Raw genomic sequence first — 21,127 nt, forward strand, 5'->3', positions numbered from 1 at the left:
TGAACGCGATGACCGTGAGTTCGGGGACGCCGATCGCGGGGACGATCATGGTACGGATGGTACGCGTACGGGGCGTATCATCGTGTCGGAACGCCGTCCTTCCGGTCGATCGCGTCGCGACCGTCGGCGTCGACGGTGCCGCCGCTGGACGGTGTAAAATACTGCAGTCAAGTGCCGATACCGCTACGAAATCCGCCTTACAGGCGCTCGACGTTCTTGGCGCGCGGGCCCTTGGGGGCCTGCTCGATGTCGAACTCGAGTTCCTGTCCTTCTTCTAGGTCCGGGCCGCCGATGTCTTCCATGTGGAAGAACACGTCGTCGTCCGCGTCCTCAGTCTCGATGAATCCGTAGCCGCCAGTGTCGTTGAAGAAATCAACGGTTCCTTTCGCCATTGCTTCTAAAGGGAGCCGCCCTATCCTGATAAACCCTCCGACTCGTCTCTTTTCCTGAATCCGGCGGACAGACGCATCACGAACCGCGTTCACCGGCGTATCGTGACAGACGCTGGCTCAGACCTCTTCACTCTCCTCGAGGCGGTGGACGGTTATCGAGATGAAATACACCAGCATGAACAGGAAGAATCCGCCCACGAGCCCGACGAGTTCGGTCGTGCCGACGCCGCGGGGATTGATAACCGCGAGCGCGACGAGCCCGACGAGAAACACCGCCATCGTGAACGCGCCGATCGCGTAGTAGAATCCGATGTCGGTCTCGAGGTACTCGCGCATGGCGATAGCTTTCGTCGGGACCGACAAAACAACATCGACGAGCGGTCGAATCGGCGCCCGCCCTCCTCGATCGGTTCGGTCCATAACGTTATGCTGGTGGGCCGTGATACCGAGACTCATGGACGGCGTTCTGAACGAAACCACGAACGAGATTCACAAGTACGAAGCCGGCAGCTCCGATTTCCGGACGCACTGTGGAGCGACGTCTCACGTTTCTCACGACGAGTTGCGGCTGATCTCCGTCGAGCGAGCGATCAGCGACTCGAGCGCCACGAAGTGCGCTCGGTGTTTCGAGAACGTCCCCGAGTACTAGGTTGGGACGATCGCCGTGGCGAGCCGCCCCGAACCGTCCGCTTGTTTTGCGCCCCACGTCGATCGGCGGGCGTTCCGACGTTCTCGCCCGAGCGAACCCGGTCGAGCAGATTCGGGTGAGTTACTCGGGCGGGCGGACTCGATCGAACAGATTCGGTCGAGTAGCTTCAGACGAGAGACTCAGTCGAGTAGGCGCCGAATCGCCGACTCGTACTTCGCCGGGATTGACGCGGCGATCGCCGCCGGTTCGGTCTCGCCGTTCAGATTGACGAGGTACGCGCGACCGTGGTCGTCGCCGTAGATCCCCTGGAAGTCGTAGACGAAGCCGTAGACGTCGACGTCGTCGTCGATCTCGTCCGACTCCAGCAGGAACCGGATCTGTCGGTCGACGTTGTACTCGACGAGTCGGTTGATCACCGTCTCGTCGTCGGCGTCGACGTCGATCGCCTCGCCCGACAGGGCGTCCTCGACGACCGGGACGAGCAGGTCGACCCACTTGTCGACGCCCCGCGGACCGGGACGATCGGCCCCGGTCGCGACCCGGTAAGCGGCGGTCACGGCCCCGCAGCCGGTGTGTCCAACGACGGCGATGGCGTCGGTGTCGGCGTGGTAAATCGGATACGCGAGGCCGCCGTTGACGACCGTCTCGCCGTCGACCTCGTCCCAGACCTGGTTTCCGATGTTGCTCGGCGTGAACACCGTCCCGGGCTCGTCGACGTCCCACATGCCCACCTGCGGGACGCGGGAGTCCGAACAGCAGATCGCCACGACGTCGGGCTCCTGTCCGGCCTGGACCGCCGCGAAGTGACCGTCGGCCAGCGCCTCTACGTGGCTGTCGTTCCCCGCGAGCAGTGCGTGCAGTACGTCGTCAGAGTCCGATCCCATACGAGAACGGGCACGTACCACCGTCAAAGTAATTTCTTTTCGGTCAGGCTTTGCGATCGGTTCTCGATCGCGGGCGACCGACGCCGTCGGGGCCGATCGGCGTGACGATCGCGAGTCGCCGATCGGGGACCCGCGGCTTCCGGGATACCAACGTTGACCTGCCCGGCTCGCCTTGCCTGCGTATGGAAGAGACGCGACAGTGGCGACTCGCGAGCCGTCCCGTCGGCGAACCGTCCCGCGACGACTTCGAACTGGTGACCGTCGATCGGCCCGAGCCCGGACCGGGCGAGGTGCTCGTGAAGACGCTGTACCAGTCGGTCGATCCGTACATGCGCGGGCGAATGCGCGACGCAGAGTCCTACGCGGAGCCGTGGGACGTCGGCGATCCCATGCAGGCGGGGATCGTCGGCCAGGTGGTCGAATCGAACCACGACGAGTTCGAGGCCGGCGACGTCGTGACGGGAACCCTCCTCTGGGCCGAACACGCGGTCGCGGACGGCGACGAACTCCGGCCGGTCGATCCCGATCGCGGCCCGGTATCGACGGCGCTCGGCGTGCTCGGCATGCCCGGCGTGACCGCCTACTTCGGAATGCTCGACGTCGCGGACCCGACTCCCGGCGACACGGTCGTCGTCTCGGCGGCCGCGGGCGCGGTCGGCTCCGTCGCCGGCCAGCTCGCCCGGCTCAACGGGGCACGCGTCGTCGGGACGGCCGGTAGCGACGCGAAGGTCGAGTGGCTCACCGACGAACTCGGATTCGACGCCGCGGTCAACTACGAAACCGAGGACCTCTCGGCCGCGATGGCCGAGGCCTGTCCCGACGGGATCGACGGCTACTTCGACAACGTCGGCGGCCCGATCACGGACGCCGTCTGGCCCCTGCTGAACGTCCGATCGCGCGTGGCGGTCTGTGGCCAGATCTCGCTGTACAACGCGACCGAAGTCCCGACCGGACCGCGAAAGCTCGGCAAACTCGTCGAATCCCGCGCCCGCGTCGAGGGCTTCCTGGTCAGCGACTACGACGGCCGCTGGGGCGAGGCCCTCGATCGGCTCTCGACGTTCGTCCGCGAGGACGAGATCCGTTACCGCGAGACCGCCGTCGAGGGATTCGAAAACGCGCCCGACGCGTTCCTCGGCCTGTTCGAGGGTGAGAACGTCGGGAAGCAACTCGTGCAGGTCGCCGAGTACGAGTCGTAAGTCGGGTTGCCGCTCTCGCCGCTAGACGATCTCGGGCGTGAGCGGATACTGCCAGACCTCGCCGTCGTTCGCCTTGACCGCGGCGACCACGCAGAAGGCGATGTTGATGAGCGGCAGGATCAGCAGGCCGATGATGCCGACGACGACGAGCGCGAGAACGAACGACAGTACCATCCAGACAGTGAACATGATCTGCCAGTTCAGCGCTGTCCGCGCGTTCGCGTCGACGAACTCGTCCTCGGTGACGACGAGCACGATCAGCGGGCCGATCACCCACGTGAAGATCGCGAGCAGGTGCGTGGCCGCGGCGAACATCGTGTCGTTGCGGTGCGTACCGTACTCGTCTTCGACGTAGTCGCCCGTTCCGTCGACACCGGTCTCGTATCCACCCGTTCGATCGTCGACGTCGCGCTCCGAACGCCGCTCTCGATCCAGTTCCGCTCCGCACTCGGCGCAGTAGTTCGAGTCGGATTCGACGTTCGACCCGCAGTTCCAGCAGTGATCTGCCGTTTCCATACCGAAGCAACACGTCACGGAGACAGTAAACACCCGGCGTTCGGCTTCGCAACTCGAGTCGGCACGGGCGCCCGATTTCTAGTCCGTCAGCCCGTACCCGGTCTTGAACAGGTGGATGTCGATCGCCAGCACGATCGCGGTGAGCGTCGCGAGGACGAAAAGCGAGAGCAGCGGGGCGTACTCGGCGTAGGCCGCCGGGGCGATTTCGAGCATGTCCGAGTGGCCGAGCAGACCGTACCGGACGCTGTCGACCATGTAGACCATCGGGTTCGCCAGCGAGACGGCCTGCCAGATCGGATCGAGCATGGTCAGCGAGTAGAACACCGCGCCGAAGAAGACCAGCGGGCGCAGGATGAACTGGTTCATGACGGTTAGATCGTCGAAGTCGCGCGCGACTAGACCGCCGATAATGCCTAGTCCCGCGAACAGTGAGGTGATAACGACCATCGTCGCGACGAGGAACAGTCCGTTTTCGATGCTGATCGGGACGAAGATCCGCCCGACGACGGCGATGATGAGGCCGACGATCAGTCCGCGGACCGCGCTCGCGGCCACGTAGGCGACGACCATCTCGAGGTACGACAGCGGCGAGGTGAGCGTCTCGTGGATGTACTCGTTCCACCGGCCGTGGAAGATCGAGAACGAGGCGTTCTCGAAGGCGTTCGAGATCGCGCCGAGGACGATCAGCCCCGGGAGGATGAAGAGGATGTAATCGAAGCCAGCGATCCGATCGATCCGACCGCCGAGGACGACCCCGAAGACGGCGAAGTAGAGCACGTTCGTGATCGCCGGCGGCATGAACGTGTTCTTGGGGCGGCGAACGAACCGCAACACCTCGCGCCGGAAGAGCGCCCGGAAGCCGACGGTCCACATCAGGCGACACCCTCCTGCTCCCGCTCGCGTTCATCGCCGACCCACTCCTCGGCGGCGTCGCCGTCGCTCGCGTTCGATCGCGTCACCGTGCGATCCTCGCGCTCGGTGAGGTCGACGAAGATCTCTTCCAGCGACGTCCGGGAGATCTCGAGATCGACGATCTCGTGGCCCATCGCCTCCAGGTCGTTGAGCAGCCGCGGTGCGGTCGAGCCGCCGTCGTCGACGCGGACCTCGAGGCGATCGTCGGACACCGTGGTTTCGTGCGCGTACGGCCCGAGATCCGGCGCGACCGTCGGCGGCGATTCGAGACGGACGTCGATCGTGTCGGTGCCGCGGGTCTTGAGTTCGTCCGGGGTCGCCACGGTCACTTTTCGCCCCTCGTTGAGGATCGCGACGCGATCGCAGAGCCGCTCGGCCTCCTCGATGTAGTGGGTGGTCAAGAGCACCGTCGTCCCCTCCTCGTTGAGTTGGGTCACGAGTTCCCAGAGGTCGTGGCGCAACTGGACGTCGACCCCCGCCGTCGGCTCGTCGAGGATGAGCAGGTCGGGATCGGTGACGAGCGCCCGGGCGAGCAGCAGGCGCCGCTTCATTCCGCCGGAGAGCCAGTCGAAGCGTTCGTTTCGCTTGTCGTAGATGCCGACGCGCTTGAGCACCTCGTCGGCGCGATCGGCCGCCTCGTCCTCGGAAACGCCGTGGTAGCCCGCCTTGTGCATCAGAACCTCCTTGATGGGGAAGAATCGATCGACGTTGAACTCCTGTGGAGCCAGGCCGATCGCGTCGCGGGCCTGCTGGTAGTCGTCCTCGACGTCGTAGCCGAAGACCCGCGCCTCGCCGCCGGTCTTGCGGACCAGCCCCACCAGCGTGTTGATGAACGTCGTCTTGCCCGCCCCGTTGGGGCCGAGCAGGCCGAAGAACTCGCCTTCCTCGACCGTGAGCGAGAGCTCCTGAAGCGCGCGCAGATCGCCGTATTCCTTCACCAGGTCGACGGTCTCGATGGCCGGTGGCATCGGACGGGAATCAGCCCCGACCGCGGTTAAGAATGTTGTTGGCGGCACTCGACGGGATCGTTCCGGTTACACGCGATCGCCACCCGAGACGATCGATCCCGATCGACGTACCGACGAGCGATACCTAAAGTCGTGATCGATCGTACCTTCAGTCCGCCGTCTGCGGTTGCGCAGCCATGTTCAGCCCGCCGCTCTTCTGGACGATGTCGAACGCGGTCATCAGGTCCGTCCGGGAGATCAGGCCCACGAGGTCGCCGTCCTCGACGACGAGCAGGCGACCGATGTCGTCGCTCTGCATGCGTTCGATCGCGGTCATCGCGTCCGAGTCCGGCGAGATCGTCTTCAGGTCGGTCGACATCACGTCCTCGACGGTGTAGGCGTCGCGCTCGACGGCATCGATCTCGCGGGCGTCGGAGAGCGTCACGAGGCCGACCAGTCGTTCGCCGTTGAACCCGCTTGCTTCGATGACCGGATACCCTGTGTGACGCTCGGTGAACATCCGCTGAATCAGATCGGCGATCGAGGTGTCGGGGTCGACGGTACGGAGGTGCTCGGCGGGCGTCATGATGTCCGAGACGGTGACGTCCTGGAAGGCGGCTTTCATCGTCACCTGCTGGGCCTCGCTGGAGGCGGCGATGTAGACGAAAAAGGCGACGCCGATGAGGATGATGTCGAACGCGAAGAGGCCGAACAGGCCCATGAAGACGGCGAACAGTTTCCCGATGCTCGCGGCCTGCTGAGTCGCCCGGGCGTAGGGCTGGCTCCGCGCGAGAAACGCCCGAAGGATCCGCCCGCCGTCCATCGGAAACGCCGGAATGACGTTGAAGATCGCCAGCGCGACGTTCAACACGGCGAGGTAACCGAGGACGAACCGCACGCCCCCGAGGCTTTCGGGGGTGGCCAGGAAGAGCGCGTACGAGCCGACGCCGACTAACACAGAGACGATCGGGCCGGCGACGGCGATGGTGAACTCCTGGCGCCAGTCTTCGGGCATCTCCGAGAGCGCGGCGATGCCGCCGAACAGCCAGAGCGTGATGGAGTCGATCGGAAAGCCGTACCGTTGGGCGGTCAGCGAGTGACCGAGTTCGTGGAGGACGACCCCGACGAACAGGCCGATCGCGGCGGCGAGTCCGAGGATCCACGGCGTGGCGCCGCCAGTGATCGTACCGGTTTGGATGCCGGCGCCGAGAACGTCGTTCAGGATCGTTGCGACTTCCCCAATCTGGTTTCCGATGAGGTACGCGAACAACGGGAGCACCAGCAAGAACGTCAGATCGAGTTTGATCGGAATACCGAATAGAGACCCGATCCGGAAACTCCTCAACATGCCGAATGCTAACGGTGGGTGGACCTTAAGTACGCTGCCGCTGAAACGATCGATCCAGTTCCGACGCCGATGTGACGATCCGAACCGCCACGCCAGGCAAATGGGCCTCTCGGCTCGTTAGTCATCGCCTCGATCGCGAGCGATCGCAGTCGTCGGACGGGGCGTTCATCTCGCGATCGAACCGTAGCTGTTCGAGAAACTCCCGTTCAGTTCCGTACTGTTGCTTATATTCCTTATATGGAATCTCTCAGCCACGCTCTTAATCATCGTTAATGGCTGTCACTCCCGATCTTTGCCCGATAACCCGTTTCGACTAACCGAGGTATCCAATAGCCCTCGTGCGATACGACCGTCGGGAATAGCATTTCCTAATGGTTTTATATCGGTGATAGGACCCTCACAGGGCGTCTCGTGTTATGTCAACGTACCTTGGTAAACCGAACCAATACATATTATCACGATTATACTGTTGAATCAGTATCCAGCCACTGCAACATAGAGTTATATTGTAGCTCGTGGTCGTTCGGTACACGATGATGACACAACAGTTCGCGCCCGACCGCCGCTTTCGATTGCCGACGGAACTCGACTCCCCGCAGGGGAAGCTCGTCTACCTCTACCTCGACGCGACCGGCGGTGCGACCCTCGAAGACCTGAAGGGGACACTGTCGATGCGGAAGATCGCAATTCTGAGCGTCCTCCGGTCGCTCTCGAGTCAGGAACTGATCGAGCGCGACGGCGACGAGTACGTTCCGATCGCGTAACGGCTTCGATGGCCGTCCCGCGGTGACGGCATGCGACGATCGGTTTGGACCGAGCGGTCCGTTCGACTGATCGAGCCCGGTTCGGGATCGCGATTTTATCCGTGCGGGCCGTCCGCACGGCGACGCGGCGCTTCGAAGGCTTTATCCGCACGGTAGGCTTCCGTTTTCGTAAGTAATCATAACCATGGCTGACAAACCCGCCTCAATGTACCGGGAAATCAGTAAGCCGGCCTATACGCGCCGCGAGTACATTACTGGCATTCCCGGCTCGAAGATCGCACAGCACAAGATGGGCGACATCAGCGCCGAGCCCGACGACTACCCCGTCCAGATCAGCCTCGTCACCGAGGAGGAAGTCCAGATCCGTCACGGTTCGCTCGAAGCCGCTCGCCTCTCGGCTAACCGCTACATGCTGAAAAACGCTGGCGAGAACAACTACAAGATGATCCTGCGCAAGTTCCCCCACCACGTCATCCGGGAGAACAAGCAGGCGACTGGCGCGGGTGCGGACCGCGTCTCCGACGGGATGCGCCAGGCGTTCGGGAAGATCGTCGGCACCGCCGCGCGCATCGACGCCGGCGACCGCATCTTCACGGTCTGGTGCGACGTCGACGACGCAGACCACGCCAAGGAGGCGTTCCGCCGCGCCTACAACAAGATCACGCCGCCGTGCCGGGTCGTGGTCGAGAAGGGCGAAGAGCAGCTGATCGCGTAAAATCCCGTTTAAAAGCACTCTTCCCCCGTTCTCTTGCACTTGAGCGTCGCTTCTCGTCGCTCGTTCACTCGTTTACATCGATCGTCGGCCCACTCGTTCGCTTCGCTCACTCGCGACACCATTCGGTGAGATCCAGCCCTCTCCGGGTCGCGCGTCCCTCGTACCTGCTCGAGACGCGCTCCCGGCTATCGATTCGACTGCAAATCGAGGTATCGCATACTCGATCGCCGTCCGCCTCCCGCGTACCTTTTTGCCCGTCTATTCCCGACTCTCAAGTATGATCGATCTCGCGGTCGCGAACAAGAAGGAGACGTTCCGGCGGATGCGCGATCCGCTCGCCGATCGGGGCATCCGAGTTCACCACGTGCCCGTGAGCGAGCGCGTGATGCCGCTCGGCGAGGACGCGCCGTGGTCGACCGACGAGTACGACGCGGGGTTCGTCTACCCGGGGCGGCTGATGGAGGGCGGCGTCGCCGACGCCTTGCTCGATATTCCGTGGCTCAACGACCACGAGACCGTCCTGACCTCGCGGAACAAGGCCGAGGTGCTGGCTCGACTCGGACGGGCCGACCTCCCGATCCCGGAGTCGGTGTACGTCTCGAACGACGTCGGCGAGGCTGAACTGACCGAGGTCTTCGATCGGTTCGACCCGCCGGTCGTGGTCAAACCGAACTCGACGACTCGCGGCGTCGGCGTCGCGAAGGCCCACGACCGCGACTCGTTTCTCGGAATCTGTGACTATCTCTCGCTGGTCCACGACTACCGGGCGACCGCCGACCGATCGTTCCTCGTCCAGGAGTACCTTCCCGACGCGACCGACTACCGGGTGATGGTACTCGAGGGCGAGTACGTCGGCGCCGTGGAGCGACGCCTTCCCGACGACGCGGTTCGCAGCGGGCAGTGGAAGCACAACGTCCACCGCGGCGCCGAGGCGACGGGCGTCGACCTCCCTTCGGCGCACCGCGACCTGGCCGAATCTGTCGCCGCGGAACTCGATGTTCCCTTCCTCGGCGTCGACCTGCTCGTGACCGACGGTCGCGCGGTGGTCAACGAGACGAACGCGCGGCCGACGATCGACGAGGCGACGAAGTACGAACCGGACTTCTACGATCGGCTGGCGGCAGCGATACGCGCGGCTACGGATCGGTGAGAGACAAAACGGGAACGGTGTCGGCCTCGACCGCGACGCAACTCCTTACTCGAGGCTGATACCCGAGGACTGCTCCGCGGATTCGAAGACGACCTCGAGGACGCCGTTGTTGTAGGTCGCGGAGGCGGTGTGTTCGTTGACGCGCTTGGGCAGCGAGACGCGTTCGTCGTACTGGCGGTGCTCGCTGTGGGCGGAGATGGTCAGGGTCTTGCCGTCACACTCGAGTTCGATGTTGTCCTTCTCGACGCCGGGGAGGTCCGCGACGACCCGGACCTCGTCGTCCGTCTCGTGGATCGTGACGTGGGTGTCCATGCCGAAGCCGTTGTCGACGCCGCTCGCCGAATCGAACTCGACGTTGTCGGCCCCGCTCATCATCTCGTTCATCATCCGTTCGATCTCGCGAAACAGGTCGTCGAAGGGTTCGTCGCGGTCGTCTCGGCGCATGCGTGAGCATAAGAAGGGGAGATGCAAAAACTTTCCCCGACTCCTCGGCGACCGATCGACGGTCACCGCCGATCGGCGTCCGCGACTCCCAGCGGATCGACGCCGGCAGCCGCCGGCTAGTCCGCGGTCTGCCGATCTGCGGTCAGGTCGTCCCGGCCGCAAAGGCCACCGAAGTCGATACCGAGCGTTTCGTTCGTGATGGCTCGACTCTCGGGTCCCGTGAGGTGCCCGGTGAGCGCCCGGAGCGCGTCGACGTTCTCCGGGACGACGTCGGATTCCTGGTGGATCGCCTGCATGCAGTACAGATCGCGTCCCTCGAGCGTGACCGACTCCTCCCAGATGCAGTTCTCCCAGATGTCGCCGCGGGACCGACCGGCGTCGAGCGCGAAGTCCTTGAGGGTCCCGGCGCCGTCGATCGCGGCGTAGTCGGGAATCATGAGGAGTCGATCCTCTGCGCGAAGGAGGTCCCGGACCTCGGCGGCGTCCTCGGGCGTCTTCTCGAGGGTCACGTTGACGGAGTGGACGTGCATCATCGTCGTCGGCACCTTCAGGCCGATCGTGTCGATGTCGATCTCGGGGAGGACGGTCTGGACGTCGGGCCCGTGGTGCGAGGGGATCGAAACCGGGTCCGGAACCGCGTCGTTGATCGGCCCGCGACCGGTCTGGGCGGGGTCGCCGCCGCGTCTGACGAGCGTCACTCGGGCCTTCTCGACGCCGTAGGTTTCGTGAAGCGGGGCGAGAAAGCGCGAGAGCCCGGTCGTGTTGCACGAGACGACACGGACGTAGTCGGCGTCGGCGGCCTCATCGTAGTTCACGCGGGCGTTGAAACTCACTTCCGCGGCGGTCGCGTCCTCGCCGCCCTGGAAGATCGCCGGGGTCTCGTGGCGTTCGTACAGCGGGCGATTGTCGGCGCCGACGCCCGACGGCGCGGCATCGATCATCACGTCGCTCTCGGCGACCAGGTCGTCGATCGTCCCGGCAGGATCGATGCCGATCTCGCGGAATCCGTCGATACGGTCCTCGTCGACGGCGTAGACGTCGTACCCGTTCTCGACCGCCCCGATGGCGACGTAGTCCGGACTGACCTTGGCGACGCCGTGGACCGCCATGTCGGGTTGTGCTCGAATCGCGTCCGCAACCCGTTTGCCGATGGTTCCGTACCCGTTTACTCCGACCCGTAGCATACGACTCCTTATCCACCGCCGACGCGCATAACCTTTTTGCAAAAAATTGATAGATGTTTACTCGAAATTGAGTTATTTGGGGTGAAAACGGAGCATAGGGGTGTGTTAACGAGTGGAACAGAAACCATGGTTATATGTGTGTGGTATGGTAGTTTATGCGCACTGATATCGGTGGTTTTTGCGACCAGAAGTTGAAGATCTCCTCGAAGTACGCACGATCGATCCGCATCGGTCATCAATGTTTTGCATGAAGAAACCGTTTTAACGCTGGCGGCCGACTACTCAAACATGAGTGAACATTCCTACGACGGTGGCTCAACGTCTGAGGAGCCGCTCCGGATCGGGTTAAACGGATTCGGTCGGATCGGCCGAAACGTTCTTCGCGCGTCACTTTCCTACGACAACGTCGAAGTCGTCGCCATCAACGACGTGATGGACGACGACGATATGGAATACCTGCTCAAATACGACTCGGTACACGGCCGCGTCGACGACGTCTCCCGCGACGGCAGCACGCTCACGATCGGGGACCGGGAAGTGCAGCTCCTTTCGGAGCGCAATCCAACCGCGCTTCCCTGGGACGAACTCGACGTCGACGTCGCCTTCGAGGCGACCGGCCTCTTTCGAACGTACGACGACGCCGCCCAGCACCTCGAAGCCGGCGCCGACAAGGTGATCATCTCGGCGCCGCCGAAAGGCGAGAAGGACGTCACGACGATCGTCTACGGCGTCAACCACGAGGAGTACGAGGGTGAGGACGTCGTCTCGAACGCCTCCTGCACCACGAACTCCGTCGCGCCGGTCGTCAAGGTGCTCGACGAGGAGTTCGGCATCGAGTCGGGCCTGCTGACGACCGTCCACGCCTACACCGGGACGCAGAACCTGATCGACGGCCCAAGCAGCAAGCGCCGTCGCGGCCGCGCCGCCGCCGAGAACATCATCCCGACCTCGACCGGCGCCGCGATCGCCACCACCGAGGTGCTCCCCCAGCTCGAGGGGAAACTCGACGGGATGGCGATGCGCGTCCCCGTTCCGAACGGCTCGATCACCGACCTCACCGTCGACCTCGAAGCCGACGCCACGGCGGACGAGCTCAAGGAGGCCTTCCGCAGCGCGGCCGACGGCGAACTCGCCGGCGTGCTCGGCTACACCGACGAGGAGATCGTCTCCCGGGACATCGTCGGCCTGCCGTTCTCCTCGTACGTCGACCTGAACTCGACGATGGTCCTCGAGGGCGGCCTCGTGAAAGTCCTGACCTGGTACGACAACGAGTTCGGCTTCTCGAACCGGATGCTCGACCTCGCACGGTACGTCGCCGCCGAGGCCGACGACGTCGACGCCGAGGAAGCCGTCGCCCGCTGAGCCGTTCACTCTTTTAACCTTTAACCGACTCCGCAGCACCCGTTTATCCATGTCACCACCGACGTTCAAGACCATCGACGACCTCGAGCCGGGCCAGCGCCTGCTCGTCCGCATCGACATCAACGCGCCCGTCGAAGACGGCGCCGTCCAGAACAACCGCCGGTTCGCCCGCCACGCCGAGACGATCGCCGAACTGCTCGGCGACGATCACGCGATCGCCGTGCTCGCCCACCAGGGCCGGCCGGGCCGGGAGACGTTCGTCTCGCTCGAACAACACGCCGACATCCTGGCCGAGCACCTCGATCGGGACGTCGGGTTCGTCGCCGACACGTTCGGCGAGGACGCCCTGGCGGCGATCGACGACCTCGAGTCGGACGACGTCCTGGTCCTCGAAAACACCCGGATGTGCGACGACGAACTGCCCGAAGAGGACCCCGAGGTCAAAGCCGAGACCGAGTTCGTACAGGCGCTCGCGCCGGCGTTCGACGCCTACGTCAACGACGCCTACTCGGCGGCCCACCGATCGCACGCCTCGCTCGTCGGCTTCCCGCTGGTTATGGACGCCTACGCGGGTCGCGTGATGGAAGCCGAGTACACCGCGAACTCGGCGATCCAGAACCGCGAGTTCGACGGCACCGTTACCATGGCCCTCGGCGGCACGAAAGCAGAGGACCTCATTCCGGTCATCGAGAAGGTCGACGACACCGTCGATCGGTTCTGCCTCGGCGGCATCGTCGGCGAACTCTTCTTGCGCGCGGCCGGCCACGACGTCGGCTACGATGTCGAGGGCACCGAGTTCTTCGACCACCAGTGGGACGATCACCGGGAGACGATCGAGCGCGTCCTCGACGAGTACGGCGATCGCCTACTCCTCGCCGACGACCTCGCCTACGAGACCGACGACGGCGAGCGCGCCGAGCAAGCCGTCGAGGACATCGAGAAGGAGACGTCCTACCTCGACGTCGGCTCCGACACGGCCGATCGGTACGCCGACCTCGTCCGCGACTCGGAAGCCGTCTTCGTCAAGGGCGCCCTCGGCGTCTTCGAGGACGAACGGTTCGCCGACGGCACCGTCGAGGTGCTCTCGGCGATCGCCGACACCGACTGCTTCTCCGTCGTCGGCGGCGGCGACACCTCTCGGGCGATCGAGATGTACGGCCTCGACGAGGACGACTTCGGCCACGTGTCGATCGCCGGCGGCGCGTACGTCCGCGCGCTCACCGGCGATCCGCTCGTCGGCGTCGAAGTGCTGGAACGGGACGACTGACGTCAGCCGTCCGCCGGCGGTGATTGACCGACGGATCGAGTCGTTCGTTCCGGCGGCGGTCACCCGCTCCGACCGCTGGATGGCAAACCATTTCGGACTGCTGGGGCCACAGTACGTGTATGTCCGAACTTCGACCCGCCGCCGAGACGGCCGTTCGTCAGTGTCTGAACCTCCTGCCCGATGAGTCGTGCGCGATCGTAACCGACGACGAGCGCGAGCCGATCGGCGAGGCGCTGTACGAGGTCGCGAGCGAGATCACGGACGACGCCGTCGTGGTCCGGTACCCGCCGGGCAACACGCACGGCGAAGAGCCGCCGGCGCCGGTCGCGGCGGCGATGGCCGGCGCGGACGTCGTCCTCGCGCCGACGTCGAAGAGCCTGAGTCACACGCGCGCGCGAACCGAGGCGAACGAGGCGGGTGCCCGCGTCGCCACGCTCCCGGGAATCACCGAGGACGTCTTTACGACGGGGCTGGACGCCGACTACGAGTCGATCGCGGCTCACTGCCGCGACGTCGTCGAACAGGTCGAGGGCGCGGCGGAGGTTCGTGTGACGGCGCCCGCGGGGACGGACATCACCTTCGCGGTCGCCGATCGAGACTGGCTCTCGGACACCGGAATCGTCCACGAGTCGGGGGTGATGTCGAACCTCCCCGCGGGCGAGGTGTTCGTCAGTCCCGAATCGGCCGCCGGTACGTTCGTCGTCGACGGGACGATGATGCCCCACGGATTACTCGACGAAGGCGAAACGCTCTCCTTCCAGGTCGAAGACGGGCTCGTCACCGACGTCTCGGACGACGACATCCGCGAGACGATCGAGAACGCGGCCGAGGAGGTCGGCGACGCAGCCTACAACCTCGCGGAACTGGGAATCGGAACCAACGTCGCCGTCACGGAACTCGTCGGCTCCGTCCTGCTGGACGAGAAAGCCGGCGGAACCGTTCACATCGCGATCGGCGACGACGCGGGAATCGGCGGCGACGTCGAGGCGCCGATCCACCTCGACGGAATCGTCAGAGAGCCGACGGTGTATGCGGACGGCGCGGAAGTGGAACTTCCGCGTGTAGAGTGAGCGGCGAAGCCGCGAACCGGAGAGATCTACGATCCCCCGTGGAGCGAGCGGTGAAACCGAAAGCAGGCGCGGAAGCGGACCCTCCGCGAGCGTGATCAGCGCGAAACTGCCCGGCCGGCGCCGATCGACCTCGCGGCCGGTTTCGAGAGGTGTCAGAACTACCGCACCCGCTTGACAGCCACACGGGCGATTCGCTCTCGGGGCGGAGACGTAGCCCGGCGGGATTTGATCGTCGATAGACATGTGGGAATCTAGTGGTTTCAAGTAGTGCTGGTGTGAGTTCCGGGCGATGAGCGATACGCGAGCCTACGACATTCAGGGGATCGAACTCACCGACGATCGGTACACGGTCGAACAGAGCCTCATCCGAAACAAGTACCGGGCGCTCGACGCCGTGGGAGACGTCGTTCTGCAAGGAAAACAGAAGATGTTCAAGATGAAAGAGGAGTTCCCGTTCGTCGACGGCGACGGCAACGAGGTGTTCACCGTGAAGGCGGGCGGCATCATCGACGTCGCCGGGAACTACGTGCTCTCGGACGCCCAGACCGGGGAGGATCTCGTCGTCCTGGATAACGACTTCTCGTTCTTTCAGGACACATGGATCGTCCGCGATGCGACCACCGAGGAGAAACTGGCCGAGATCAACTCCCGTGGTGCGGTGGTGACGCTGGCCCGGAACGTCGTCCCGTTCGGCGGTTGGATCCCGCACAAGTACGAGATCACCGATCGGGAAGGCGGTCACGTCGGCTCGATCAGCGGTCAGTTCTCCCTGCGGGATCGGTACGAGATCGTCATCGACGACGCCAGTACCGTCCCGAAAGAACCCATCGTGGCCGCGGCGATGGTCATCGACGCGATCCAGGGGAACTAGTCCGGTTCAATCGCCTTTTAGGTGTGTAGCCGTTACGACGTGCTATGAACGACATTCCGGACCGCGTTCCGACGCCCTGTCCGTCGTGCTCGCCGGACCTCGAAACGGTCCACGAGGTGCTGACGGAGGGTGGCGGGGCGCTCACCGTTCGCTGCAGCGAGTGCGGCCACGTCCACAAGATCCAGCCCGAGACCCGTCGCGAGGTCACCCTCGACGTGGTCGTCTCCCAGGAGGGCGAATCGTTCACGGCGAACGTCACCACGCCCGAAGACGAGGTCGTCGAGGTCGGCGACGAGTTCATCCTGGAAACCGAGGAGGTGCTCTCGACGGTTCGCGTGACGAGCCTCGAACTCGACGGCCACCGCCGAACCGAGGCCGCGCCCGCCGACGAGATCGAGACCGTCTGGACCCGCGAGGTCGACAACGTCGCGGTCAACGTCACCGTCCACCCGAAGGACGGCTCCCGCGACGACAGCCGGAGCGTCACCGTGTACGTCCCCGGCGACTACGAGTTCGAGGTCGGCGACACCGAGACGTTCGGCGACGACGAGTTCGAGATCGACGCCTTCGTCGTCCGCGGCGACGCCACCGGTTACGATCGCGATCGCTACGAGATGGACGGCGACTCGATCGTCGCGAAGGACGCCAAACGGGTCTACGCCTACGATCAGACGAGCAGCGCCTGGTCGGCCTGGTAGCCGCGAAATTCGTTTTCGGCCGCTTTTTTCGGCTTGTGACGCGGACGTTCCGCGTCGGTCTGCGAGCGTCCGACCGCAGCCGCGCTCGATCGGATTCGATGAGACGAACGAAAGAAAGAACGCCGCAGAGGGGTAGATGGATGTGGGCTGAGGGCCTCAGGGTCAATCGGTGCAGCGGTGGGGTGTGGGGTGATGAATGATTGAGCTGGCCTGAGGTACGTGTCTCGGTCGCGCGCCGGGGTGCACGCGACAATTAGAGTGTGAGACCGCTGTTCACATTAATCGGCGAACTCGCTCCCAGCGACTGGGAATCGCGCGATCGATATTTTTCGCGTGCGGATCGGAACCGCGGAGATCGCGGTGCGCGTCACTCCCTGTGAGCTCGAAAACTGGGATCTGACCGTCCTCGGCCTCGCAGAGAATCGATCCGCGATCCGGCGATCGACGCCGGCGCTGAGCGGTCCTCCCTCGATAATTCAGATCGTGTCCGCCAGGAGCTTTCGTGGAGTATTCACGAAGGGACAGATCCGAATTTCGATCGCACGGCTACCGACTAGCCGGCACTCGCGCCCAACAGCCTATTGCGTGCGACGGAGTAGTGAGGCGCAATCATGGTGTTCGATCGCTTCGGCTCCGATTCCGGCCCCGACGACTACGAGGAGGCCCGCGAGCGGATGGTGCGGACCGTCGCCCCGCGCGTGGAGGACGATCGGGTGCTCGACGCGCTCGAAGCGGTGCCGCGCCACGAGTTCGTCCCGGCGGAGCGACAGGACGCCGCCTACGCGGATCGCCCGCTGCCGATCGGAGACGAGCAGACGATCAGCGCGCCGCACATGGTCGCGATCATGGCCGACGAACTGGATCTCAACCCCGGCAACGAGGTGCTCGAAATCGGGACGGGCCGGGGCTATCACGCCGCGGTCACGGCCGAACTCGTCGGGGCGGGGCGCGTCTCCACCGTCGAGTACAGTCCGGAACTCGCGGCGGACGCCCGCGAGACGCTCGCGGAGACGGGGTACGACGAGGTGTCCGTGCGAACCGGCGACGGCAGCGAGGGATGGCCCGAGCACGCCCCGTACGACGCCGCGTACTTCACCTGCGCGGCGCCCGAATTTCCCGACCCGGTCGTCGAGCAGGTTCGGCCGGGCGGTCGGCTGCTCGCGCCGATCGGAACCGGCCTCCAGACGCTCGTCCAGGCCGACAAACGAGCGGACGGATCGATCGAGCGGACCGAACACGGCGGCGTTCGGTTCGTCAGAATGCGATAGCGCCCCAGTTCGCGAGGCTTCGCCGCCACGTATTTCAGGCCGAGTTGCGTACCGATCGGCCATGATCCGCGTCCGGGACCTCCGGTATACGTACGCCGGAGCGGACGAGCCGGCGCTCCGCGGGGTCGACTTCGACGTCTCGGGCGGCGAGATCTTCGGCTTTCTCGGCCCGAGCGGGGCCGGCAAGAGCACGACCCTGAAGGTGCTGACCGGGCTGTTGGACGACTACGCGGGCGACGTTCGCGTGTTCGATCGTCCCGTCCCCGAGTGGGGTCGCGAGCTGTACGAGCGCATCGGCGTCTCCGCCGAGACGCCGAACCACTACCGGAAGCTGACCGGGCGGGAGAACCTCGAGCTGTTCGCGTCCCTCTACGGCGGCGCGGTCCGCGATCCCGACGCGTTGCTCGAGCGCGTCGGACTGGCGAACGCGGCCGACCAACGTGTCGGCACCTACTCGAAGGGTATGCAGCTGCGACTGAACGTCGTTCGGGCGCTGCTGCACGATCCGCCCCTGGTCTTCCTCGACGAGCCGACCGCCGGCATCGACCCGGGGACCGCCCGCGCGGTGACCTCGCTGGTCGACGAGTGCCGCGACGCGGGGACGACCGTCGTGCTGACGACCCACGACATGACCGTCGCGGATCGGCTGTGCGATCGGGTGGCGTTCATCGTGGACGGTCGCGTCCCCGTCGTCGGTCAGCCGCGGGCGCTGAAGCTCGAACACGGCGAGCCGACCGTCCGCGTCGAGTATCGGGCGAACGGCCGGCTCGAACGCGAGCGGTTTCCCCTGTCCGAACTGGGCGACGACGAGGCGTTCCACGACCTGCTGCGACGGCGGACGGTCGAGACCGTTCACACCGAGGAGGCCACCCTCGAGGACGTGTTCATCGACGTGACGGGGGCGGAACTGGCGTGATCCCGCGGTCCCCGGAGGGCGCGCCGTGAGCGCGCTCCGGGCGATGCTGGCGTGGGACGTCCGCCTGCAGTACCGGTACGGGTTCTACGCGGTCTACGCGATCTTGACCGTCGCGTTCGTCGTCGGCCTCCGGGCGATCGGCCCGCCCCTCCGGACCGACGCCGCGATCCTACTGATCGTGACCGACCCGACGGTGCTCGGCTTCTACTTCATTGCGTCGCTCGTCCTGTTCGAGAAGGACGACGGCGTCCTGGACGCGCTGGTGACCTCCCCGTTGGGCGATCGCGGCTACCTCCTTTCGAAGGTCCTCACGCTCTCGCTTCTCGCGACCGCCGCCGCGACGACCGTCGCGATCGTCGGCCACGGCTCGGTGTCGAATCCGACCGCGCTGCTCGGCGGCGTCGCGCTCTCGGCGTCGCTGTTCGTCCTCCTCGGGTTCGTGGCGGTCGCCCGGTTCGACTCGGTGAACGAGTACTTCATCAGCGCCGTCGGTTGGGGGACGGTCGCGTTCCTGCCGCTGTTCGGCGCCGTCGGCCTGTTCGAGACGCGCCTGTTCTACCTGCTGCCGGCCCAGCCGACGCTGCTCCTCGTCGAGGGCGGCTTTCGATCGTTGCCGGCGTGGCAGTTCGCGTACGCCCTCGCCTACCTCCTGTCCGCGAACGTCGTCGCCTACCAGTGGGCGCGGCGCGCGTTCCGCCGGCACATCGTTCGCGGCGGCGATCCGGGAGTCCAACTCGGACGCGGCGAGGTCCGGGAACGACGGATGGAGCGCGATCGAGCCGCGACCGACGACCGCGCTCCGGCGGTCGCGCTGGCGCTCGCGGACCTCCGCAACTGGTTCCGGGATCCGATGCTGGTCGTCGCGGCGACCGGCCCGTTCGCGCTCGCGATAGTGATTCGAGCGGCTGCGCCGACCGTCGCCGAACTGGCCGCGCCGACGATCGCCCTCGAACCGTACTATCCCGCGATCGCCGGCTCGCTCGCCGTCTTCGGCCCGTCGATCTACGGCTTCGTCGTCGGCATGTTCGTCCTCGAGGACCGCGAGCAGGGGGTGCTCGCCGCCTACCGCGTCAGCCCGCTCTCGCCTCGCGGTTATCTGCTGTACCGCGGGGCGACGGCGTACGTCCTGAGCCTCGCCGCGACCGCTCCGGCCCTGGCCGCGGTCGGGCTGGTGTCGGCGTCGCCAACGGTCCTGGTCGGTACGGCCGCCGTCGCCGCGCTCGGCGGTCCGGCGATCGCCCTGGCGTTCGGGGCCATCGCGTCGAACACCGTCGAGGGGGTCGCGCTCAGCAAACTCCTCAATCTGCTCGTGCTCGCACCCGTCGTCGCCGTCGCGGTCGTCCCGACTCCGCTCCAGTTCGTCGCGGGAGCCGTCCCCGCCTACTGGCCGGTGAAGGCGTTCGTCGCCGGCGCGGCCGGGGCGTCCGAGTGGCCGCTGTATCTGCTCGTCGGCGCCGGCTCGTACCTGATCGTGCTCGCCGTCCTCGATCGGGCGTTCGTCCGGCGAGCCGAGTGACCGAACGGGCGGATCCGCTCGCGAGGATCGACGCGGGGTCGGCGAATGCACACCTGGTGGAGCGCAAGCGCGTGTTTGAATACGTCCGACGGGATATCCCAGGTATGGATCCCGCGGTACTGCGCGAGGACATGGTCGACGGGCTCGAATCCCCGCCGAAGGAAGTCCTCGCGGACGAGGCCCTCGCAGTGGCGATGCGCGACGTCCCTCGCCACGAGTTTGTCGGCGACGAGCGAACGGCCTACGCCGATCGCGAGCACGAAGTTCTCGGGACGCGCGTCCTGTCCCCGAGTACGGCCGCGCAACTTCTCGAAGCGCTCTCGATCGAGGGCGACGAAACGGTGCTGATCGTCGGCGCCGGAGTCGGCTACACGGCCGCCGTCGTCGCCGAACGGGTCGGCGAAACGAACGTCCACGCCATCGACATCTCCCGGCCGCTCGTGATCGAAGCGCGGCGCAACCTCGCGGATGCGGGATACGAGGGCGTCCTGGTCGACTGTCGCGACGGGGCGAACGGGCTCCCGGAGTACGCTCCGTTCGATCGGATCCTGCTCGAAGCCGCCGCGGTCGAACCCCCGCGAGCGCTGCTCGATCAGTTGACCGACGACGGACGACTCGTCTTTCCCCGCGGGACGAACTGCCAGCGGCTGGCGGCGGTGTCGCCGACGGGCGAGACGGAGACGTTCGCCGCAGTTTCGTTCGATCCCCTGCTGGTCGAGGGCGAACAGTCGGGGGCCGTCGAACGAAATCGAACGGCACGCGAGGACCGGGAACACGCCCGTCGACGCGCCGAATCCCGCCGCGGCTGGGAGCAGGAGTGGATCGAGTGGGACGAGACGGTCGGCTCGCGATCGCGGTGAGAGCCGATCGGCCCGAAAGCGGGACCGAGACGGACTCGAGAGCGGACCGCTCCGCTAATCGTCGAGTTCACTGAAACGATCGAGGCGGCTCCGGTACGGAAGTCGCGGTGACGTCTCTCGAAATCGTTAGAGTAGGGAAATGGGGGTGGGGGATTGGGGGTGGCGACAGTCTATCTCAGATCGCCAGATACTCGTATG

The 21,127-nt window shown here is 65.4% G+C and carries 23 protein-coding genes; 14 read left to right on the forward strand and 9 right to left on the reverse strand.

Annotated features, from left to right (window positions below):
• Positions 1-197: 197 nt before the first annotated feature.
• A complete protein-coding gene (locus MUH00_RS08845; RefSeq protein WP_247003731.1) occupies positions 198-392 on the reverse strand; it encodes a cold-shock protein in 195 nt (64 codons plus the stop codon).
• Positions 393-509: 117 nt separating this feature from the next.
• Positions 510-728 carry a hypothetical protein gene (locus MUH00_RS08850; protein ID WP_247003932.1) on the reverse strand — a complete coding sequence of 73 codons (219 nt, stop codon included), beginning with the start codon at positions 726-728 and terminating at the stop codon, positions 510-512.
• A 118-nt stretch (positions 729-846) separates the two neighbouring features.
• Between MUH00_RS08850 and MUH00_RS08855 the strand changes: the two genes are divergently transcribed.
• Positions 847-1,041, forward strand: a complete 195-nt coding sequence (locus MUH00_RS08855; RefSeq protein WP_247003732.1) for a hypothetical protein — start codon at positions 847-849, stop codon at positions 1,039-1,041.
• Between the two features lie 179 nt (positions 1,042-1,220).
• Here MUH00_RS08855 and MUH00_RS08860 read toward each other — a convergent pair whose 3' ends face one another.
• Positions 1,221-1,925: a carbonic anhydrase gene (locus MUH00_RS08860; RefSeq protein WP_247003733.1), complete on the reverse strand. Its 705-nt coding sequence runs from the start codon at positions 1,923-1,925 to the stop codon at positions 1,221-1,223.
• A 182-nt stretch (positions 1,926-2,107) separates the two neighbouring features.
• On the opposite strand from MUH00_RS08860, the gene MUH00_RS08865 reads away from it, so the two are divergent.
• Entirely contained in the window at positions 2,108-3,121 is a 1,014-nt protein-coding gene (locus MUH00_RS08865; RefSeq protein WP_247003734.1) for an NADP-dependent oxidoreductase, read from the forward strand.
• A gap of 21 nt (positions 3,122-3,142) precedes the next feature.
• Here MUH00_RS08865 and MUH00_RS08870 read toward each other — a convergent pair whose 3' ends face one another.
• From MUH00_RS08870 to MUH00_RS08885, 4 genes are all read right to left on the reverse strand, one after another.
• A complete protein-coding gene (locus MUH00_RS08870) occupies positions 3,143-3,637 on the reverse strand; it encodes a magnetosome magnetite crystal formation protein family (protein WP_247003735.1) in 495 nt (164 codons plus the stop codon).
• Positions 3,638-3,715: 78 nt separating this feature from the next.
• A complete protein-coding gene (locus MUH00_RS08875) occupies positions 3,716-4,510 on the reverse strand; it encodes an ABC transporter permease (protein ID WP_247003736.1) in 795 nt (264 codons plus the stop codon).
• Entirely contained in the window at positions 4,510-5,517 is a 1,008-nt protein-coding gene (locus MUH00_RS08880) for an ABC transporter ATP-binding protein (protein ID WP_247003737.1), read from the reverse strand. Before MUH00_RS08880 ends, MUH00_RS08875 begins: the two co-directional genes overlap by 1 nt.
• Positions 5,518-5,665: 148 nt before the next feature.
• On the reverse strand, positions 5,666-6,844 hold the full coding sequence (locus MUH00_RS08885) for a CBS domain-containing protein (protein WP_247003738.1): 1,179 nt from the start codon (positions 6,842-6,844) through the stop codon (positions 5,666-5,668).
• A gap of 533 nt (positions 6,845-7,377) precedes the next feature.
• Between MUH00_RS08885 and MUH00_RS08890 the strand changes: the two genes are divergently transcribed.
• The 3 genes from MUH00_RS08890 (at position 7,378) to MUH00_RS08900 (ending at position 9,473) form a co-directional block, all read left to right on the forward strand.
• Complete coding sequence (locus tag MUH00_RS08890) at positions 7,378-7,608, forward strand: MarR family transcriptional regulator (protein ID WP_247003739.1); 231 nt, start codon at positions 7,378-7,380, stop codon at positions 7,606-7,608.
• A gap of 184 nt (positions 7,609-7,792) precedes the next feature.
• On the forward strand, positions 7,793-8,323 hold the full coding sequence (locus MUH00_RS08895; RefSeq protein ID WP_247003740.1) for a 50S ribosomal protein L16: 531 nt from the start codon (positions 7,793-7,795) through the stop codon (positions 8,321-8,323).
• A 277-nt stretch (positions 8,324-8,600) separates the two neighbouring features.
• On the forward strand, positions 8,601-9,473 hold the full coding sequence (locus MUH00_RS08900) for an ATP-grasp domain-containing protein (RefSeq protein ID WP_247003741.1): 873 nt from the start codon (positions 8,601-8,603) through the stop codon (positions 9,471-9,473).
• Between the two features lie 45 nt (positions 9,474-9,518).
• Here MUH00_RS08900 and MUH00_RS08905 read toward each other — a convergent pair whose 3' ends face one another.
• Both MUH00_RS08905 and MUH00_RS08910 read right to left on the reverse strand, forming a co-directional pair.
• Complete coding sequence (locus MUH00_RS08905; RefSeq protein WP_247003742.1) at positions 9,519-9,917, reverse strand: Hsp20/alpha crystallin family protein; 399 nt, start codon at positions 9,915-9,917, stop codon at positions 9,519-9,521.
• A gap of 116 nt (positions 9,918-10,033) precedes the next feature.
• A complete protein-coding gene (locus tag MUH00_RS08910) occupies positions 10,034-11,101 on the reverse strand; it encodes a type II glyceraldehyde-3-phosphate dehydrogenase (RefSeq protein ID WP_247003743.1) in 1,068 nt (355 codons plus the stop codon).
• 288 nt (positions 11,102-11,389) lie between these two features.
• On the opposite strand from MUH00_RS08910, the gene gap reads away from it, so the two are divergent.
• The 9 genes from gap (at position 11,390) to MUH00_RS08955 (ending at position 20,929) form a co-directional block, all read left to right on the forward strand.
• Entirely contained in the window at positions 11,390-12,463 is a 1,074-nt protein-coding gene (gene gap, locus MUH00_RS08915) for a type I glyceraldehyde-3-phosphate dehydrogenase (protein ID WP_247003744.1), read from the forward strand.
• Positions 12,464-12,512: 49 nt separating this feature from the next.
• Entirely contained in the window at positions 12,513-13,730 is a 1,218-nt protein-coding gene (locus MUH00_RS08920; protein ID WP_247003745.1) for a phosphoglycerate kinase, read from the forward strand.
• Positions 13,731-13,849: 119 nt separating this feature from the next.
• Positions 13,850-14,800 (forward strand): aminopeptidase, encoded by a 951-nt coding sequence (locus tag MUH00_RS08925; RefSeq protein WP_247003746.1) that lies wholly within the window; start codon positions 13,850-13,852, stop codon positions 14,798-14,800.
• Positions 14,801-15,089: 289 nt separating this feature from the next.
• Positions 15,090-15,671, forward strand: coding sequence for an LURP-one-related/scramblase family protein (locus tag MUH00_RS08930; protein ID WP_247003747.1), 582 nt, complete (start codon positions 15,090-15,092; stop codon positions 15,669-15,671).
• Between the two features lie 44 nt (positions 15,672-15,715).
• The gene (locus tag MUH00_RS08935) at positions 15,716-16,369 is read left to right on the forward strand and encodes an HVO_0476 family zinc finger protein (protein ID WP_247003748.1); all 654 of its coding nucleotides are present in this window, start codon (positions 15,716-15,718) and stop codon (positions 16,367-16,369) included.
• Between the two features lie 614 nt (positions 16,370-16,983).
• Complete coding sequence (locus tag MUH00_RS08940) at positions 16,984-17,637, forward strand: protein-L-isoaspartate(D-aspartate) O-methyltransferase (RefSeq protein ID WP_247003934.1); 654 nt, start codon at positions 16,984-16,986, stop codon at positions 17,635-17,637.
• A 61-nt stretch (positions 17,638-17,698) separates the two neighbouring features.
• Entirely contained in the window at positions 17,699-18,553 is an 855-nt protein-coding gene (locus tag MUH00_RS08945) for an ABC transporter ATP-binding protein (RefSeq protein ID WP_247003749.1), read from the forward strand.
• Between the two features lie 25 nt (positions 18,554-18,578).
• Positions 18,579-20,069, forward strand: coding sequence for a fluoroquinolone export ABC transporter permease subunit (locus MUH00_RS08950; RefSeq protein WP_247003750.1), 1,491 nt, complete (start codon positions 18,579-18,581; stop codon positions 20,067-20,069).
• Between the two features lie 104 nt (positions 20,070-20,173).
• Positions 20,174-20,929 carry a protein-L-isoaspartate O-methyltransferase family protein gene (locus tag MUH00_RS08955; RefSeq protein ID WP_247003751.1) on the forward strand — a complete coding sequence of 252 codons (756 nt, stop codon included), beginning with the start codon at positions 20,174-20,176 and terminating at the stop codon, positions 20,927-20,929.
• Positions 20,930-21,127: the final 198 nt, after the last annotated feature.

Origin of the sequence: Halosolutus gelatinilyticus, from assembly GCF_023028105.1 — an archaeon.
GTDB lineage: Archaea > Halobacteriota > Halobacteria > Halobacteriales > Natrialbaceae > Halosolutus > Halosolutus gelatinilyticus.

Excerpts from the sequence above, each read along its gene's own strand:
- MUH00_RS08935 (WP_247003748.1), top strand. The coding sequence starts at position 15,716 with ATGAACGACATTCCGGACCGCGTTCCGACGCCCTGTCCGTCGTGCTCG.
- MUH00_RS08905 (WP_247003742.1), bottom strand. The coding sequence starts at position 9,917 with ATGCGCCGAGACGACCGCGACGAACCCTTCGACGACCTGTTTCGCGAG.
- MUH00_RS08845 (WP_247003731.1), bottom strand. The coding sequence starts at position 392 with ATGGCGAAAGGAACCGTTGATTTCTTCAACGACACTGGCGGCTACGGA.
- MUH00_RS08865 (WP_247003734.1), top strand. The coding sequence starts at position 2,108 with ATGGAAGAGACGCGACAGTGGCGACTCGCGAGCCGTCCCGTCGGCGAA.
- MUH00_RS08930 (WP_247003747.1), top strand. The coding sequence starts at position 15,090 with ATGAGCGATACGCGAGCCTACGACATTCAGGGGATCGAACTCACCGAC.
- MUH00_RS08860 (WP_247003733.1), bottom strand. The coding sequence starts at position 1,925 with ATGGGATCGGACTCTGACGACGTACTGCACGCACTGCTCGCGGGGAAC.
- MUH00_RS08955 (WP_247003751.1), top strand. The coding sequence starts at position 20,174 with ATGGATCCCGCGGTACTGCGCGAGGACATGGTCGACGGGCTCGAATCC.
- MUH00_RS08910 (WP_247003743.1), bottom strand. The coding sequence starts at position 11,101 with ATGCTACGGGTCGGAGTAAACGGGTACGGAACCATCGGCAAACGGGTT.
- MUH00_RS08900 (WP_247003741.1), top strand. The coding sequence starts at position 8,601 with ATGATCGATCTCGCGGTCGCGAACAAGAAGGAGACGTTCCGGCGGATG.
- MUH00_RS08850 (WP_247003932.1), bottom strand. The coding sequence starts at position 728 with ATGCGCGAGTACCTCGAGACCGACATCGGATTCTACTACGCGATCGGC.
- MUH00_RS08870 (WP_247003735.1), bottom strand. The coding sequence starts at position 3,637 with ATGGAAACGGCAGATCACTGCTGGAACTGCGGGTCGAACGTCGAATCC.
- gap (WP_247003744.1), top strand. The coding sequence starts at position 11,390 with ATGAGTGAACATTCCTACGACGGTGGCTCAACGTCTGAGGAGCCGCTC.
- MUH00_RS08925 (WP_247003746.1), top strand. The coding sequence starts at position 13,850 with ATGTCCGAACTTCGACCCGCCGCCGAGACGGCCGTTCGTCAGTGTCTG.
- MUH00_RS08895 (WP_247003740.1), top strand. The coding sequence starts at position 7,793 with ATGGCTGACAAACCCGCCTCAATGTACCGGGAAATCAGTAAGCCGGCC.
- MUH00_RS08890 (WP_247003739.1), top strand. The coding sequence starts at position 7,378 with ATGATGACACAACAGTTCGCGCCCGACCGCCGCTTTCGATTGCCGACG.
- MUH00_RS08945 (WP_247003749.1), top strand. The coding sequence starts at position 17,699 with ATGATCCGCGTCCGGGACCTCCGGTATACGTACGCCGGAGCGGACGAG.
- MUH00_RS08875 (WP_247003736.1), bottom strand. The coding sequence starts at position 4,510 with ATGTGGACCGTCGGCTTCCGGGCGCTCTTCCGGCGCGAGGTGTTGCGG.
- MUH00_RS08920 (WP_247003745.1), top strand. The coding sequence starts at position 12,513 with ATGTCACCACCGACGTTCAAGACCATCGACGACCTCGAGCCGGGCCAG.
- MUH00_RS08885 (WP_247003738.1), bottom strand. The coding sequence starts at position 6,844 with ATGTTGAGGAGTTTCCGGATCGGGTCTCTATTCGGTATTCCGATCAAA.
- MUH00_RS08855 (WP_247003732.1), top strand. The coding sequence starts at position 847 with ATGGACGGCGTTCTGAACGAAACCACGAACGAGATTCACAAGTACGAA.
- MUH00_RS08880 (WP_247003737.1), bottom strand. The coding sequence starts at position 5,517 with ATGCCACCGGCCATCGAGACCGTCGACCTGGTGAAGGAATACGGCGAT.